We start from the raw sequence: 14,490 nt of genomic DNA on the forward strand, positions 1-14,490 counted from the left end.
TCGGCAGCGCCGGTTGAAACCAACCTTAAGGCGTGCTTAAGGCGCTTCCGCGACCATCCGTCGTTTGGCCGCTGCGCCCCACGGATTTCCAGACATGACTGAACTTGCTGCGGCTGCTGCCGCTGGCGCCGAGCCGCTGGTGTCGGTGCTGATTCCTGCGAAGAACGAGACCGGCAACATCGGCTCGCTGGTGGCCGAGGTGGTGGCGGCGCTGCGGCCTGAGTGCCGCTTCGAGATCGTCCTGGTCGACGACGGCAGCGACGACGGCACGGGCGATGAGTTCCTGCAGCGCTGCTCCGAGCTGGGTTCGGCCGCCCGGCTGATCCGCCATGAAAAGAGCGTGGGCCAGAGCACGGCGCTCATGAGCGCGGCCCGCCAGGCGCGGGGCCGCTACCTGATCACTATCGACGGCGACGGCCAGAACGACCCGGCCGACATGCCGGCCCTGCTGCGCAGCGCGCGCGAGACCGAGGCGCAGGGCGAACACTTCTGCATCGCCGGCTACCGCAAGAACCGGCAGGACACCGAGTGGAAGAAGTTCCAGTCGCGCATCGCCAATGCGGTGCGGCAGAAGATCCTCAACGACCAGGTGCCCGACACCGGCTGCGGCCTCAAGCTGATCCCGCGCGCCACCTGGCTGCAGCTGCCCTACTTCGACCACATGCACCGCTACCTGCCGGCGCTGGTGCTGCGCCTGGGCGGCGCCATCCGCGTGGTGCCGGTGAACCACCGCGCCCGCCAGGCCGGCGTCTCCAAGTACAACGCCTGGAACCGCCTCTGGGTCGGCCTGGTCGACATGGCCGGTGTGGTGTGGCTGACCCGGCGCGGCAAACGCCCGGTGATCGCGCAGGTCCGCACGCTCGCTGCGCATGAAAAGCCTCACTAAGCCCCTGCTGCTGACCGCGGTCCTGACGCTGGCCTTCCTGTCCCTGCACCTGGGCTGGTGGGGGCCGGTGACCGAGGAGGTGCTGCTGCAGCAGCTGTTCCAGCAGCACTGGACCGTCGCCTGGCCGGTCTTCGTGCTGGGGTCGGTGATCTACACCGCGCTGGGCGGCCCGCGCCAGGTGCTGGCGTTTTCCTGCGGCTTCCTGTTCGGTGGCTGGCAGGGCGGACTGATCGGCACCCTGCTGACGGGCGTGGGGGCCATGCTGACCATGCTGGCGGTACACCAGCTGGGTTTTGACTGGGTGCGGCAAAAGCACGCCCAGAAGATCGAACTGATCAAGGCCGTGCTGGCCGAGGACACCTGGATCTGGGTCTGCGTGATCCGGCTGATCCCGGTGGGCAGCAACCTGCTGACCAACATCGCCGCCGCGCTGTCCGACCTGCGACCGGTGGCCGTGTTCTTCGGCAGCCTGCTGGGCTACCTGCCGCAGATGCTGCTGTTCGCCTACGCGGGGTCGGGCATCGCGCTGCACGACAGCTCGCAGCTGTGGATGAGCCTGGTGATGCTGGTGGTCTCCACCGGTCTGGGTCTGTACCTCTACCACCATGGTTTCAAGCAGCGCCTGCGGCGCTTCAAGAAAGAACACGCCCATGCCCCCGCACACTGACGACCCGATCCGTCGCCAGACGCTGTTCTGGCTGGCCGCCACGGCCATCGTGCTGTTGCTGGGCATCGGGCTGCGCTACCCCTGGCCGGCCGACGAGCCGCGTTTTGCCCAGGTGGCGCGCGAGATGGTCGAGAGCGGCCAGTGGCTGTTCCCCACCCGCGGTGGCGAACCCTACCCGGACAAGCCGCCGGTGTTCATGTGGCTCAGCGCCATCGCGTTCACGCTGGTCGGCAACCTCAAGCTGTCCTTCCTGCTGCCCAGCGCGCTGGCCTCGGTCGGCACGCTGCTGCTGGTGCACGACATCGGCCGCCGGCTGTGGGGCCGCGAGGTGGCGCTGGCGGCGCTGCTGGTGCTGGTGTTCACGCCGCAGTTCCTGCTGCAGGGCAAGGCGGCGCAAATCGACGCGGTGCTCACCTTCTGGATCACGCTGGGCTGCTACGGCCTGCTGCGGCACTTCTTCACCGGTCCGCACTGGGGCTGGTACTTCACCGCCTGGGCCGCGATGGCGCTGGGCATCATGACCAAGGGCGTGGGCTTTCTGCCCTTGCTCATGCTCATTCCGCTGGCGCTGTGGGTGAAGAACCCCGCAGGGGCCGACGCGAAGGTCTGGCGCTGGCGCCTGGCCGCCGGTCTGGCGGTGATGCTGGCGGTGATCGCGCTGTGGCTGGGGCCCATGCTCTGGCAGGTGCACAGCATCGGCACCGACACCATGGTGGCGTACCGCAACGACCTGCTGTTCCGCCAGACCGGCGAGCGCTTCGTCAACGCCTGGCACCACGTCAAACCCTGGCACTACTTCTTCACCCAGGCGATTCCCACGGTCTGGTTCCCGCTGCCGGTGCTGCTGCTGGTGTTCTTCAAGCCCCTGCTGGCGCTGCTGCGCGAGGACCGGCGCGCGCGCGTGCTGCTGGCCTGGGTGGGGCTGGTGCTGCTGTTCTTCTCCATCAGTTCGGGCAAGCGCGAGGTCTACATGTTCCCGGCGTTGCCGATGCTGGCGCTGGTGGTGGGTGCGCTCTGGGTGCGGGTGCAGGCTGGCGTGGCCGCCGCTCGCACCGGCGTGTTCTTCCAGGGCCTGCTGCTGCTGATCGCCGCAGCGCTGGCCGGGCTGGGTGTGGCGCTGAAGGTCTCGCCCGACAAGCTGCTGCGCAAGGTGCCCGACTACGCCGACGCGGTGACCACGCTCTCGCTGCCGCTGGGGGCCATGGGCTGTGCGCTGCTGGTGCTGCTGGTGCTGATCCGCCGCCGCGACCTGCTGCAGCGGCTGGCCGCGACCAGCCTGGTGATCTGGGGGTTCGTCTCGCTGCTGGTCTGGCCCAAGGTCGACCCGCACCGCACGCCGCAGGCCATGATGGAGCAGATCGAGCAGCGTCTGCCCCCGGCGTCGGAACTGGGCCTGCTCTATTTCAAGGAACAGTTCCTGCTGTTCAGCCACCGGCCGCTGACCCACTTCAGCTACCTCGCGCCGCTGGAGGAGCAGGAGCGCAACGCCTGGCTGTGGATGAAGGAACAGCCCGGCCGCCACCTGCTGGCGCCGACCGATGCTCAGCTCAGCTGCTTCGACGTGACCAAGACCGAGTCGCTGGGCGAGGCGCACCGGCGCGAGTGGGTGGTCTACGGCCCGGCCTCGATGCGCGCCACCTGCGAACCGCCCCAGCGCCTGCGCCGCTTTGTCTACCGCCCCGTGACCGAGGGTGTGCTGCCATGAACCTGCTGGAATCTTCCCCCGCCCCGCGCGTGCTGGTTACCGGTGCCGCGGGTTTCATCGGTTACCACCTGAGCCAGCGCCTGCTGGACCGCGGGCTGCAGGTCGACGGGGTCGACAACATGAGCGCGTACTACGAGCCCGCCCTCAAGCAGGCGCGGCTCGATCGCCTGCTGGCGCGGCCGGGGTTCCGCTTCCACCGTCTGGACCTGGCCGACCGCGACGGCGTGGCGCGCCTGTTTGCCGACGGCCGCTACGACCTCGTGCTGCACCTGGCGGCGCAGGCCGGCGTGCGCTACTCGGTCGAGCAGCCCATGGCCTACCTGGACAGCAACCTGGCCGGCATGCTGACGGTGCTCGAAGGCTGTCGCCACAGCGGCGTGAAGCACCTGGTCTACGCCTCGTCCAGTTCCATCTACGGCGCCGCGCGCGAGATGCCGCTGCGCGAGGACATGGTCACGGACTCGCCGATCTCGCTCTATGCCGCGAGCAAGAAGGCCAACGAGCTGATGGCGCACAGCTACAGCCACCTCTACCGCATCCCGGCGTCGGCGCTGCGCTTCTTCACCGTCTACGGCCCCTGGGGCCGGCCCGACATGGCGATCTTCAAGTTCGTGCGCGCGATCTTCGAAGGCCGGCCCATCGACGTCTACAACCACGGGAACCTGCGGCGCGACTTCACCTACGTCGACGACGTGGTGGACGCGGTGCTGGCGGTGGCCGCGCAGCCGCCGCAGGCCGGCGTAGGCCAGGTGCCGCACCGGGTGCTGAACGTGGGCCACAACGGCCCGGTGCCGCTGATGGAGTTCATCGCCTGCCTGGAGCGCGCCTGCGGCCGCGAGGCGGTCAAGAACTTCCTGCCGATGCAGGCCGGTGACGTGCCCGACACCTGGGCCGACACCTCGCGGCTGGAGAGCCAGTTCGGTGTCCGCGCCGGCACCGACCTGCGGCTCGGTGTGCAGCGGTTCGTGGATTGGTACGTCGACTACTACGGCGTGACCGGGCGCTGAATGGAGTCTGCGCGCAACCAGGGCCGCGCCATCCGCCACCCCGCCAGCGCGACTGCGCCGCAGATGAGCAGGGTCCAGAGCGTGTGGCTGGGCGGGTGGGCGCCGCGCAGGGTCTGCGTCACGCCTGCCAGGCCGCCCGCCAGCAGCACGGCGGCCAGCCAGCGCCAGCCCGGGGCGCGCCGCCGCCCGGCCACGGGTGACCACAGCCAGGGCAGGCACAGCGCCAGAAACGACAGTGCGGACGAGGCGTGCCCGCCCGGGAAACAGCCGCCGGTGCCGCCGTCGCCGGTCAGCAGGTTCCAGTGCGAGGTGTAGACGGCGGTGCCGCCGAAGGCGCTCCACTCCCAGGGGCAGCTGGCCCGGCTGGCCTGCTTGAGCAGGCTCACCGTCACCATCGACAGGGTGACCAGCGCCAGCACGGTCCCGCGCTCGCGGCGCGAGGGGCCGCTGGCCGCGGGCCACAGCACCCAGCCCCACAGCAGCAGATAGGCCAGCGTGGCCAGCTGGCGCCCGCCGTTGTGCAGCACCGTCTCCAGCAGCGGGTGGTGGCGCCACGGAAAGCCGGTGGGGGTCCCGATCTGGCTCATCACCGGGAGGTCCATGCCCGCGGCATCCCAGCCCAGGGTCAGCAGCAGCAGCACCAGCCAGGCGCGGGCGATGGCGTTTGCGGTGGAAACAACAGGGGGACGGAGAGGGGACATGGCGCCGCATGCTCGGCGTCGGACTTTAAGAGGGCCTTAAGGGGTGCCGGGATAATTCGGTTTCTTTGACCGATGGGCCCTGCGCCGTCCTGAAGAACATGCGAGCACTCGTGGTGGAAGACGATCCCGGCATTGCCAGCGGCCTGAGCCTGTCGCTGCGGCAGGCCGGCTATGCGGTGGACGTGTGCGGCACGCTGGAGTCGGCGTGGACGGCCCTGTGCGTCGAGCCTTTCGACGCGGTGCTGCTGGACCTGGGTCTGCCCGACGGCGACGGCCTGGACCTGCTGACCCGCCTGCGGCGCCAGAGCGATCGCCGGCCCGGCCAGTCCTCCCTGCCGCAGCGGGACCTGCCGGTGCTGATCATGACCGCGCGCGACGGCGTGAGCGACCGCATCTTCGGCCTGGACGAGGGCGCCGACGACTACATCGTCAAGCCCTTCGACCCCAACGAGCTGCTGGCCCGGCTGCGCGCCATGCTGCGGCGCGCCAGCGGCCGCAGCAAGCCGGTGATCGAATACGGTGACATCGTGGTCGACCCGGCCACGCGCTCGGTCGAACGCGCCGGCCTGCCGGTGGCGCTGGGCGGCAAGGAGTTCGCGCTGCTGCTGACCCTGCTGCAGGCCAAGCCGCAGGTGCTGTCCAAGGCGCGGCTGGAATCGGCGATGTACGGCTTCGGCGAAGGGCTGGAGAGCAATGCGATCGAGGTCCACGTGCACCACCTGCGCCGCAAGCTGGGCGAATCGCTGATCAAGACCGTGCGCGGCGTGGGCTACTTCGTGCCCCAGGAGCCGCCCGCGGCGAAACCGGCCGACGCGAGCGGAGGCCTGTGAAACTGCCGCTGCCCGCCTCGCGCCGCACGCTGTCGCGCCACCTGCTGATCTGGACCCTCGGGGCCCAGTTGGCGGTCTGGGTGGTGATGGTGGCGGTGGGCTGGAGCACCAGCCTGCGCGAGACGCGCAAGTTCACCGACGGCCACCTGGTCGCGGTGGCGCAGCTCTGGCTGGGCACCGCGTCCTGGAATCAAGGGCCGGTCTCGGCCCCCCTGCCCGTGCCGCGCGAGGACGTGCACGAGTACGCGCAGGACGTGGCCCTCCTGGTCTGGGACAACGGCCGCCTGGTGACCGACAGCGACCAGCTCGTCGCCGGCCTGGACCTGGCGACGCTGCCCGAGAAGGGGTTGGTGACGGTGGTGGTCCGCGATGCCCATGGCGAGCCGCACAACTGGCGGGCCTACGTGGAGACCTACCGGGCCGATGGACACGAGCGCCGCGTGGCGGCCCTGCTGGACCTGAAGAAGCGCTATGTGCTGGCCAGCGACATCGCCGAGCACCTGGCCTCGCCGTCCCTGATCCTGCTGCCGCTGGTGGCGCTGGTGATGTGGTGGACCATCCGCCGCGGCCTGCGCCCGCTGGATCAGCTCTCGGACGAGGTGGCCGCGCTCGACGGCTTTGCCGGGCAGCGGCTGGACACGCAGCACCGTTTCCACGAGTTCTCCAGCACGGTGACGGCGATCAACACCATGGTCGACGGCCTGCAGGCGCAGGCCCAGCGCGAGCGCCAGTTCGCCTCCGACGTGGCGCACGAGCTGCGCACACCGCTGACCGCGATCACGCTGCAGGCCCGCGCCGCGCAGGCCGACCCCTCGCCGCAGCGGCTGGCGCGGCTGGAGCAGGAGGCCCTGCGCGCTGGCCGCATCCTGACCCAGCTGCTGGACCTGGCGCGCGCCCAGCGCGCCGGGCAGCAGGCGCAGGCCGGCGATGCGGTGCAGGACACCGCGCTGGGCGAGATGGCCGCCCACCTGATCTCGGCCCACGCCCAGCTGGCCTACGAAAGCGACCACGAGATGTCGCTGGTGCAGGAGCAGGGCGAGGTCAGTGTCCAGGTCCAGCCCATGCTGCTGGAGCTGGCGCTGCGCAACCTGATCGAGAACGCATTGCGCCACACGCCACCGGGAACGCAGGTGGAGGTGTCGGTGTGGCGGGATGCCCGGGGCCAGGGCGTGTCGGTGAGCGACGACGGCCAGCGCGCCGGCGTGACCGCGCCTGCGGCGCAGGCCTCGTCCGGCCTGGGTCTGGGCCTGCGCCTGGTCGAGCGCATCGCCGAAGAGCTGGGCGCGCGGCTGGAGCGCGACAACGGGGTGGCGCCGATGACCACGCGCTTTTCGCTGCGGTGGCCCGCCTGAGGGGACGGTGCGATGCCGCGCGATAAGGTTCGTTTAACGTCGTCGAAAGACACTGCCGGCAGTGCCACATTCGGGGCGATGTCCCCGCTGTTTCCCATGCAGCTGTCTTCTTCTGTTCCCGGCCGGGGAGTGACCGGCCTGTCGCCGGTCCGCGGCGACGCCCGCGGGCCGCTGACCCTTCTGGTGGTGCTGTCGCTGTGGCTGGCCGTGCCCGGCAACCTGCCCCTGTGGCAGCGCGTGGCCGCCCTGACCGAAACCGCGGACCACCGCCTGGGGCTGATGCTCACGCTGGGGCTGGTGCTGGTCGCCGGCACCCTGGCCCTGCTGGCGCTGTGTCACTGGCCGCGCGTGTTCCGTCCGCTGGCCACGGTGCTGGTGCTGGCCACCGCGTTCAACAGCCACTTCATGTGGCAGTACGGCGTGGTGATCGACAGCACCATGATGGCCAATGTGGCGCAGACCAATGCCAACGAGGTGCGGGACCTGCTGTCCTGGCCGCTGCTGATGGCCCTGCTGGCCATCGCCGGTCCGGCGCTGTGGTGGATCTGGCGGGCGCCGCCCGCACCGCAGGCGGCGCTGCTGCGCCTGCGGCACAACCTGGGCCTGCTGGCGCTCTCGCTGGCGGTGGCCGCCGTCGCCCTGCTGGCCGGCTACCAGGGCCTGGCCTCGCTCATGCGCGGTCACAAGGACCTGCGCTACATGATCAACCCGATGAACACTCTGGCGGCCTCGGGCACGCTGCTGGCCGAGCGCGGGCAGCACGCAGCGCAGCCCCTGCTGCCGGTGGGCGAGGACGCGCGGCTGGGGGCGAGCTACGCCTCGCAGAGCCGGCCGCCGCTGCTGCTGGTGGTGGTGGGCGAAACCGCGCGGGCGCAGAACTGGAGCCTCAACGGCTACGGCCGCCCGACCACGCCGTCGCTGACCGGCTGGCGCGCGCGCGGCGGTCTGGTGAACTTTCCCCACGCCAGTTCCTGCGGCACCAGCACCCAGGTGTCCGTGCCCTGCATGTTCTCGCCCCTCACACGCAAGGAAGGTGGCGACGAGACCGCGCGCAGCGAGAACCTGCTGGATGTGCTGCAGCGCGCCGGTCTGGCGGTGCTGTGGATCGACAACCAGGCCGGCTGCAAGGGCGTGTGCGACCGCGTGCCCACGGTGCGCATCGCGGACGCTCCCATCCCCGGCCTGTGCGAAGGCGGCGAGTGCCTGGACGAGGCCATGATGCACGGGCTGGACGCCCGCATCGCCGCGCTCGATCCGCAGCGCCGCGCGCGTGGCGTGGTGCTGGTCATGCACCAGATGGGCAGCCACGGGCCGGCGTACCACAAGCGCTCGCCGGCCAACCGCAAACCCTTCCAGCCAGAGTGCCGCAGCGTCACGCTGGCCGACTGCTCGCAGGATGAACTGGTCAACGCCTACGACAACTCCATCGCCTACACCGACCGCTTCCTCAACCACGCGCTGTCGTGGCTGCGCGCCCAGTCGACCAACGGCCGCTTCGACACCGGGCTGTACTACGTCTCGGACCACGGCGAATCGCTGGGCGAGAACGGCCTGTACCTGCACGGCGTGCCCTATGCGCTGGCGCCCGAGCAGCAGACCCATGTGCCCATGGTGGCCTGGCTGTCCGAGGGCCTGCAGCAGCGCAGCGGCGTGCGCACCGACTGCCTGCGCGACCGTGCCGAGCGGCCGGTCTCGCACGACCACCTGTTCCATTCGGTGCTGGGACTGATGGACGTCTCGACCGCTGTGCGCAAGCCGGGCCTGGACCTGTTCGAGCCCTGTGCCCATCCGGCCGCCGCCGCACCCGACAGCGTGGTGGTCAGCGGACCGCGGGCAGGCTGATCCGCGCCAGCAGTCCGCCGGCGCTGCCCGCTTCGAGCGCCAGCGCGCCGCCGTAGAGCGCCACCAGGTCGGCCACGATGGCCAGGCCCAGGCCGCTGCCGGGCGTGGCTTCGTCCAGCCGCACACCGCGTGCCAGCACCGCCTGGCGCTGCTCCGGCGCGATGCCGGGGCCGTCGTCTTCCACCACCACCTGCAGCTGCCCGCCGTCCAGCCGGGCCTCGACCCGCACCCGCGTGCGGGCCCAGAGGCAGGCGTTGTCCAGCAGGTTGCCCAGCATCTCCTGCAGGTCCTGCTCCTCGCCGGCAAAGGCCCATTCGGCCGGGATGTCGGCGCAGTCCAGCCGCAGCGCCCGCTCGGCGTGCACCTTGGCCATCACGCGCAGCAGGCCGGCCAGCACCGGCGCCAGCGGCGTGCGCTGGCCGGGCAGGCGCTGCGAGGCCGCCACGCGCGCCCGCGCCAGGTGCCAGTCGATGTGGCGCCGGGCCAGGCCCACCTGGTCGCGCACCAGGGTAGCCAGCGGCGCCGGGTCCGGGCCGTCGGCGCGGCTGGCGGCCTGGTCCAGCACCGCCAGCGGGGTCTTGAGCGCATGGGCCAGGTTGCCGGCCTGCGTGCGCGCGCGCTCGACCACCTCGGCGTTGCGGTCCAGCACCCGGTTGAAGTCGTCGATCAGCGGCTGCACCTCGGCCGGAAACTGCCCCTGCAGCCGCGCCGTGCGCCCTTCGCGCAGGGCGGTCAGCGCGCGCTGCAGCGCACGCAGCGGCGCCAGGCCCACGGCCACCTGGGCCAGCGCCGCCAGCGCCAGCAGCAGGCCCAGGCCCAGCAGCGAGAGCGCCAGCACGCGCGCGAAGCGGTCCGAGGCGGCGGTGGCCTCCTGCAGGTCGCCCGCCACCACCAGCCGCCAGCGCCGCTGCGGCGCGTCGGCCGAGTACACCGTGCGCTCCACCAGCAGCAGCGGCGCGTCGCGCGGGCCGGTGCCCTGGTGCACGTGCAGCTGGCCGTCGGCCGGCACGTCGGGCTCCGGGCGCAGCCGGTCGTCCCAGAGCGAACGCGAGCGCAGGGCGCCCTGTGCGTCGGCGGGTGTACCCACCTCGTCGAGCTGCCAGTACAGGCCCGAGTAGGGCCGGTGCCAGCGCGGGTCGGACAGTTGCGCCGGGTCGATGCTGGCCTGGCCGGCGGCGTCGAACTCCAGCCGCGCGGTGAGCTGGTCCAGCTGCTGTGTGAGCGTGGTCTGGAACTGGCGCAGCACATGGTCCTGGAACAGGCTGTGCAGGAACACGCCAGCCAGCACCAGCGCTACGGCCAGCGCGGCCAGCGTGGCCGCCAGCCAGCGCACCCGCAGCGACAGGGCCCGGCGCCAGGGCATCAGCACCTCATGAGGGGGCCGCCATGCGGTAGCCCAGGCCCCGCACGGTCTCGATCAGCTCGGGCGGCAGCTTCTTGCGCAGGCGGCCGACGAAGACCTCGATGGTGTTGGAGTCGCGGTCGAAGTCCTGGGCGTAGATGTGTTCGGTCAGCTCGCTGCGCGAGACCACCGCGCCCAGCCGGTGCATCAGGTAGTCCAGCACCTTGTACTCGTGGCTGGTGAGCGTGACCGGCTGGCCGTCGCAGGTGACGCGGCCGCTGCGCGTGTCCAGCGCCAGCGGGCCGCAGCGCAGCACCGGCGAGGCCTGGCCGCTGGCGCGGCGGATCAGGGCGCGCACGCGGGCCAGCAGCTCTTCCATGTGGAAGGGTTTGGTCAGGTAGTCGTCGGCGCCAGCGTCGATGCCGGCCACCTTCTCGTTCCACTGGTCGCGCGCGGTCAGGATCAGCACCGGCATGGACCGGCCCGCGTCGCGCCAGCGCTTGAGCACGGTCAGCCCGTCGAGCACCGGCAGGCCCAGGTCGAGGACCACGGCGTCGAAGGTTTCGGTGTCGCCCAGGAAGTGCGCGTCGCGCCCGTTGTCGGCCTCGTCCACCACATAGCCCGCGGCCATGAGCCCCTCGCGCAACTGGGCGCGCAGCGTCGGTTCGTCTTCGACCAGCAGCAGCCTCACCGCGCGTCTCCGCGGGACGGGTGTGGCGGGCGCTCGCGGCGCCCGATCACCTCGCCGGTGCTGGCGTCGACCTCCAGCTTCAGCAGCTGGCCGCCCGGCTGCAGCAGCTTGACCTCGTAGATCCAGCGCCGGCCTTCGGACTCCAGTTCGATCTCCAGCACCTGGCCGGCCTGTTCGCGCTCCAGGCGCTCCAGCACCGTGCGCAGCGGCAGGATCTGGCCCGCCACCAAGGCCTCGCGGGCCCGTTCGTGGTCGCCGCGGTCGCGCGCCACGGCGCCCGCCGACAACGCGGCGGCCAGCACCAGTGTCGAAGCGCGGAGCAGGAAAAGGTGGCGGGTCGAAGAAGCCATGGGCCGATTGTGCGCCGCCGAACTGAACGCGCGATGAACACCGGGTTCAGGGTTGGTTCAAGCGGCGGGTCGCAGCATCACCCACACCACACCCACCGAGGACCCCATGAACTTCCGCCCGCTGTCCATCCTCCCCGCCGCCCTGCTGTCGCTGCTGTGCGCCGGTACCGCCCTGGCCGCCGAGACCACGGCCGCCGCCCAGCTGCAGCACTGGAGCGCCCAGGCCGGCGCGCCGGGCAATGCAAGCAAGGGCCAGGCCTTCTTCAACGCCAGGCACGGCGGCGAATGGTCGTGCGCGTCCTGCCACGGCATGCCGCCCACGGCGCAGGGCAAACACGCCAACACCGGCAAGGTGATCGCACCGCTGGCGCCGGCCTTCAACGCCAAGGCCTTCACCGACAGCGCCAAGGTCGACAAGTGGTTCAAGCGCAACTGCAACGACGTGCTCTCGCGCGAATGCAGCGCCGCCGAAAAGGCCGACGTGCTGGCCTATCTGAACAGCCTGAAATGACACCCCATCGCCAAGGACATGCCATGAACACCTTTTCAAACCGATTGATCCGCCCCGGTGTGGCCGTCCTGCTGGGCCTGGCCGCGCTCGGCGCCGCGCATGCCGATGGCGGCCGCAGGATGCCGCGCGACATGCCCCAGGCCTACACCGCCGAGTGCGCGGCCTGCCACACCGCCTATTCGCCCGGCCTGCTGCCGGCGCGCTCGTGGCAGCGCATCATGACCGGCCTGGACAAACACTACGGCACCGACGCCTCGCTGGACGAGGCCACGGTCCGGCAGCTCTCCACCTGGCTGCAGGCCAACGCCGGCACCTACAAGCGGGTCAACGAAGAGCCGCCGCAGGACCGGCTCACCCGCTCGGCCTGGTTCGCGCGCAAGCACGACGACATCCCGCCTTCGGTGTGGAAGCACGTGGCCATCAAAAGCCCCGCCAACTGCGGCGCCTGCCACACCGGCGCCGACCGCGGCGATTTCGACGACGACAACATCCGGCTGCCGGCCGGCGTGAGCCTGGGCCTGCGCCGCTTCTGGCACGACTGAACACAGGGAGCCCACCATGAACGTTTCCACCTCACTGAACCCGGGCGCCCGCGCAGCGCAGACCAGCGCGGCCCCCGTGCGGCGCATCACCGACGCGCCCACGCGCATGTTCCACTGGCTGTTCGCGCTGAGCTTTCTCGGCGCCTACCTCACGGCCGACGGCGAACGCTGGCGCATGCTGCACGTCACCCTGGGCTACACCATGGCCGGCCTGCTGGTGTTCCGGGTGCTCTACGGCCTTTTCGGTCCGCGCCAGGCGGGCCTGGGCCTGCTCTGGCGCAAGCTGACCGCCGCGCCCGCCTGGTTGCGCTCGCTGCGCGCGGCGGCGTCGCTGTCGGCGATCAACTGGCGACAGGGGCAGAACCTGCTGATGGCGCTGGCCGTGGTGGCCCTGATGGTGCTGGTGCTGCCGCTGACGCTGACCGGCTACGCCACCTTCAACGAATGGGGCGTGTTCCCCGGTGAAGACTGGCTGGGCGAGCTGCACGAGTTCTTCGGCGAGGCCATGCTGATGGTGGTGCTGGCGCACCTGGCGCTGATCGGGGCCTTGAGTCTGCTGCGGCGCAAGAACATGGCCTCGCCGATGCTCACCGGCCGCCTCGAAGGGCACGGGCCGAACCCGGTGCCGCACAACCGGGTCTGGCTGGCGGTCCTGATGCTGGTGGCCGTGCTGGCTTACGGTGCCTGGGAATGGCAGCAGTCGCCCCGGGGGCTGATCCCGGCGAATGCGTGGGGACAGATGGCACACGGAGACCACGACGACGACTGAGCCCTGCGGCGCATTCCCTACAATTTGTCCCGGTCCTTTTCCCGCGGCTCCGCCGCGACTTCCTGCACCCGGCAGCACGGCTGTCCGACCGAGGCTTCATCATGCAATTCATCCGCTTCTCCGATCTCTGCGCCCAGGGCAAGGCCAAGGGCCAGCGTGTCTTCATCCGCGCCGACCTGAACGTGCCGCAGGACGACGCCGGCAACATCACCGAAGACACGCGCATCCGCGCATCGATTCCTGCGATCCAGATGGCGCTGGACGCCGGTGCCGCCGTGATGGTCACGTCTCACCTGGGCCGCCCCACCGAGGGTGAGTTCAAGCCCGAAGACTCGCTGACCCCGGTGGCCGCGCGCATGGGCCAGCTGATGAACCGCAGCATCCGCGTCGTCGCCAACTGGGTCGACGGCGACTTCTCGGTCGCCCCCGGTGAGGTGGTGCTGCTGGAGAACTGCCGCCTGAACGTGGGCGAGAAGAAGAACAAGCCCGAGCTGGCCGCCAAGCTGGGCAAGCTGTGCGACATCTTCGTGCACGACGCCTTCGGCACCGCGCACCGCGCCGAGGGCACGACCTACGGCATCGCCGAGACGGCACCCATCGCCTGCGCCGGCCCGCTGCTGGCGGCCGAGATGGACGCGATTGGCAAAGCCCTGGCCAACCCGAAGCGCCCGCTGGTCGCCATCGTCGCCGGCTCCAAGGTCTCGACCAAGCTGACCATCCTGCAGGCCCTGGCCAAGAACGTCGACGGCCTGATCGTCGGCGGCGGCATCGCCAACACCTTCATGCTGGCCGCTGGTTTGAAGATCGGCAAGAGCCTGGCCGAGCCCGACCTGCTGGGCGAGGCCACGGCGGTGATCGAAGCCATGAAGGCACGCGGTGCCGAGGTGCCGATCCCCGAGGACGTGGTCTGTGCCAAGGCCTTCGCCGCCGATGCCGAAGCCACCGTCAAGGCCGCGACCGATGTGGCCGACGACGACCTGATCCTGGACATCGGTCCCAAGACCGCGGCCAAGCTGGCCGAGAAGCTCAAACAGGCCGGCACCATCGTCTGGAACGGCCCGGTGGGCGTGTTCGAGTTCGCCGCCTTCGAGAACGGCACCAAGGTGATCGCGCAGGCGATTGCCGAGTCCAGCGCGTTCAGCATCGCCGGTGGTGGCGACACGCTGGCGGCGATTGCCAAGTACGGCATCGAGAAGGACGTGGGCTACATCTCCACCGGCGGTGGCGCCTTCCTGGAAGTGCTGGAAGGCAAGACGCTGCCGGCGTTCGAGGTGCTGGCGCGCCGCGCCGCCTGA

At 70.7% G+C, this 14,490-nt stretch carries 15 protein-coding genes; 11 read left to right on the forward strand and 4 right to left on the reverse strand.

Features of this window, described 5'->3' with window-relative positions; all coding sequences use genetic code 11:
- The first annotated feature begins 94 nt into the window (after nucleotides 1-94).
- From DD542_RS11050 to DD542_RS11065, 4 genes are read left to right on the forward strand one after another with little or no spacing between them, the layout of a single operon-like run.
- Nucleotides 95-886 carry a glycosyltransferase family 2 protein gene (locus DD542_RS11050; protein WP_206610798.1) on the forward strand — a complete coding sequence of 264 codons (792 nt, stop codon included), beginning with the start codon at nucleotides 95-97 and terminating at the stop codon, nucleotides 884-886.
- Nucleotides 870-1,553, forward strand: coding sequence for a VTT domain-containing protein (locus tag DD542_RS11055; protein ID WP_079364855.1), 684 nt, complete (start codon nucleotides 870-872; stop codon nucleotides 1,551-1,553). The genes DD542_RS11050 and DD542_RS11055 overlap by 17 nt, the downstream gene beginning before the upstream one ends.
- Nucleotides 1,537-3,258 carry a glycosyltransferase family 39 protein gene (locus tag DD542_RS11060; protein ID WP_164868381.1) on the forward strand — a complete coding sequence of 574 codons (1,722 nt, stop codon included), beginning with the start codon at nucleotides 1,537-1,539 and terminating at the stop codon, nucleotides 3,256-3,258. The genes DD542_RS11055 and DD542_RS11060 overlap by 17 nt, the downstream gene beginning before the upstream one ends.
- Nucleotides 3,255-4,265, forward strand: a complete 1,011-nt coding sequence (locus tag DD542_RS11065; RefSeq protein WP_127805700.1) for an NAD-dependent epimerase/dehydratase family protein — start codon at nucleotides 3,255-3,257, stop codon at nucleotides 4,263-4,265. Before DD542_RS11060 ends, DD542_RS11065 begins: the two co-directional genes overlap by 4 nt.
- On the opposite strand, the gene DD542_RS11070 is transcribed toward DD542_RS11065, so the two are convergent.
- Nucleotides 4,244-4,966: a phosphatase PAP2 family protein gene (locus DD542_RS11070; RefSeq protein WP_241559752.1), complete on the reverse strand. Its 723-nt coding sequence runs from the start codon at nucleotides 4,964-4,966 to the stop codon at nucleotides 4,244-4,246. The two genes, DD542_RS11065 and DD542_RS11070, sit on opposite strands and share 22 nt — an antisense overlap.
- A gap of 98 nt (nucleotides 4,967-5,064) precedes the next feature.
- Between DD542_RS11070 and DD542_RS11075 the strand changes: the two genes are divergently transcribed.
- From DD542_RS11075 to DD542_RS11085, 3 genes are all read left to right on the forward strand, one after another.
- Nucleotides 5,065-5,796: a response regulator transcription factor gene (locus DD542_RS11075; protein ID WP_127805701.1), complete on the forward strand. Its 732-nt coding sequence runs from the start codon at nucleotides 5,065-5,067 to the stop codon at nucleotides 5,794-5,796.
- Nucleotides 5,793-7,148, forward strand: coding sequence for a histidine kinase dimerization/phospho-acceptor domain-containing protein (locus DD542_RS11080; protein WP_127805702.1), 1,356 nt, complete (start codon nucleotides 5,793-5,795; stop codon nucleotides 7,146-7,148). Before DD542_RS11075 ends, DD542_RS11080 begins: the two co-directional genes overlap by 4 nt.
- A gap of 78 nt (nucleotides 7,149-7,226) precedes the next feature.
- Nucleotides 7,227-8,990: a phosphoethanolamine--lipid A transferase gene (locus DD542_RS11085; protein ID WP_241559753.1), complete on the forward strand. Its 1,764-nt coding sequence runs from the start codon at nucleotides 7,227-7,229 to the stop codon at nucleotides 8,988-8,990.
- On the opposite strand, the gene DD542_RS11090 is transcribed toward DD542_RS11085, so the two are convergent.
- The 3 genes from DD542_RS11090 to DD542_RS11100 are packed head-to-tail and all read right to left on the reverse strand — an operon-like array spanning nucleotide 8,968 to nucleotide 11,373.
- Entirely contained in the window at nucleotides 8,968-10,353 is a 1,386-nt protein-coding gene (locus tag DD542_RS11090; protein ID WP_127805703.1) for a sensor histidine kinase, read from the reverse strand. The genes DD542_RS11085 and DD542_RS11090 overlap by 23 nt on opposite strands.
- 7 nt (nucleotides 10,354-10,360) lie before the next feature.
- On the reverse strand, nucleotides 10,361-11,023 hold the full coding sequence (locus tag DD542_RS11095) for a response regulator transcription factor (protein WP_079364861.1): 663 nt from the start codon (nucleotides 11,021-11,023) through the stop codon (nucleotides 10,361-10,363).
- Nucleotides 11,020-11,373, reverse strand: coding sequence for a PepSY domain-containing protein (locus tag DD542_RS11100; RefSeq protein ID WP_066159234.1), 354 nt, complete (start codon nucleotides 11,371-11,373; stop codon nucleotides 11,020-11,022). Before DD542_RS11100 ends, DD542_RS11095 begins: the two co-directional genes overlap by 4 nt.
- A gap of 106 nt (nucleotides 11,374-11,479) precedes the next feature.
- On the opposite strand from DD542_RS11100, the gene DD542_RS11105 reads away from it, so the two are divergent.
- The 4 genes from DD542_RS11105 (at nucleotide 11,480) to DD542_RS11120 (ending at nucleotide 14,490) form a co-directional block, all read left to right on the forward strand.
- Nucleotides 11,480-11,884, forward strand: coding sequence for a DUF1924 domain-containing protein (locus DD542_RS11105; RefSeq protein WP_079364863.1), 405 nt, complete (start codon nucleotides 11,480-11,482; stop codon nucleotides 11,882-11,884).
- A gap of 23 nt (nucleotides 11,885-11,907) precedes the next feature.
- Entirely contained in the window at nucleotides 11,908-12,426 is a 519-nt protein-coding gene (locus tag DD542_RS11110; protein WP_127805704.1) for a diheme cytochrome c, read from the forward strand.
- Between the two features lie 16 nt (nucleotides 12,427-12,442).
- Entirely contained in the window at nucleotides 12,443-13,195 is a 753-nt protein-coding gene (locus DD542_RS11115) for a cytochrome b/b6 domain-containing protein (protein ID WP_127805705.1), read from the forward strand.
- A gap of 101 nt (nucleotides 13,196-13,296) precedes the next feature.
- Nucleotides 13,297-14,490 (forward strand): phosphoglycerate kinase, encoded by a 1,194-nt coding sequence (locus DD542_RS11120; protein WP_127805706.1) that lies wholly within the window; start codon nucleotides 13,297-13,299, stop codon nucleotides 14,488-14,490.

Source organism: Hydrogenophaga sp. NH-16 (genome assembly GCF_004006415.1).
Classification (GTDB): Bacteria; Pseudomonadota; Gammaproteobacteria; order Burkholderiales; family Burkholderiaceae_C; genus Hydrogenophaga; species Hydrogenophaga pseudoflava.

What these genes read in the sequence shown, in the direction of transcription:
- DD542_RS11100 (WP_066159234.1), bottom strand. Translation starts at nt 11,373, where the DNA reads ATGGCTTCTTCGACCCGCCACCTTTTCCTGCTCCGCGCTTCGACACTG.
- DD542_RS11090 (WP_127805703.1), bottom strand. Translation starts at nt 10,353, where the DNA reads ATGCCCTGGCGCCGGGCCCTGTCGCTGCGGGTGCGCTGGCTGGCGGCC.
- DD542_RS11105 (WP_079364863.1), top strand. Translation starts at nt 11,480, where the DNA reads ATGAACTTCCGCCCGCTGTCCATCCTCCCCGCCGCCCTGCTGTCGCTG.
- DD542_RS11060 (WP_164868381.1), top strand. Translation starts at nt 1,537, where the DNA reads ATGCCCCCGCACACTGACGACCCGATCCGTCGCCAGACGCTGTTCTGG.
- DD542_RS11065 (WP_127805700.1), top strand. Translation starts at nt 3,255, where the DNA reads ATGAACCTGCTGGAATCTTCCCCCGCCCCGCGCGTGCTGGTTACCGGT.
- DD542_RS11085 (WP_241559753.1), top strand. Translation starts at nt 7,227, where the DNA reads ATGTCCCCGCTGTTTCCCATGCAGCTGTCTTCTTCTGTTCCCGGCCGG.
- DD542_RS11115 (WP_127805705.1), top strand. Translation starts at nt 12,443, where the DNA reads ATGAACGTTTCCACCTCACTGAACCCGGGCGCCCGCGCAGCGCAGACC.
- DD542_RS11120 (WP_127805706.1), top strand. Translation starts at nt 13,297, where the DNA reads ATGCAATTCATCCGCTTCTCCGATCTCTGCGCCCAGGGCAAGGCCAAG.
- DD542_RS11075 (WP_127805701.1), top strand. Translation starts at nt 5,065, where the DNA reads ATGCGAGCACTCGTGGTGGAAGACGATCCCGGCATTGCCAGCGGCCTG.
- DD542_RS11055 (WP_079364855.1), top strand. Translation starts at nt 870, where the DNA reads ATGAAAAGCCTCACTAAGCCCCTGCTGCTGACCGCGGTCCTGACGCTG.
- DD542_RS11110 (WP_127805704.1), top strand. Translation starts at nt 11,908, where the DNA reads ATGAACACCTTTTCAAACCGATTGATCCGCCCCGGTGTGGCCGTCCTG.
- DD542_RS11070 (WP_241559752.1), bottom strand. Translation starts at nt 4,966, where the DNA reads ATGTCCCCTCTCCGTCCCCCTGTTGTTTCCACCGCAAACGCCATCGCC.
- DD542_RS11050 (WP_206610798.1), top strand. Translation starts at nt 95, where the DNA reads ATGACTGAACTTGCTGCGGCTGCTGCCGCTGGCGCCGAGCCGCTGGTG.